This is a genomic window from Synechococcus sp. CCAP 1479/10 (assembly GCF_019038515.1).
Classification (GTDB): domain Bacteria; phylum Cyanobacteriota; class Cyanobacteriia; order PCC-6307; family Cyanobiaceae; genus Cyanobium.
The window spans coordinates 1-313 of record NZ_JAFKRJ010000075.1 but is presented as its reverse complement, the minus strand read 5'-3'; the positions used below and the strand labels follow the sequence as shown (position 1 = coordinate 313).

Here is a 313-nt window from a genome sequence, read left to right as displayed (position 1 = left end):
ATCGGTGGCGCCGTAGACGATCAGCTCGGCATCGGCCACCAGCCAGAAGGAGCGCTGGCGGGGGGCCACCCCACCGATGCCCGAGGCGCTGCGGCCGGAGGCCCAGGGGCCGGCGCCGGAGGCGGAGAACTCGCCGCCACCCTCGAGGCCGGCGGCGGAATCGATCTCGTGGAAGGCCTCGGATCCGCGGCCCAGACGGCGCCACTGGCTGGTCGCGCTCTGGTACAGCCGCTCGTGCAGGCCGGAATCCACCGCTTCGGCGGGGGCGGGCAGGCTGGCGGTGGTGGAGGGGAAGGCGTCGAGGGAGAAGGGG

General features: G+C 74.8%; 1 pseudogene. It reads right to left on the bottom strand.

Features of this window, described 5'->3' with window-relative positions:
• Positions 1 to 313, bottom strand: a pseudogene (locus KUG39_RS17030) (DUF4912 domain-containing protein); the annotation flags it as partial.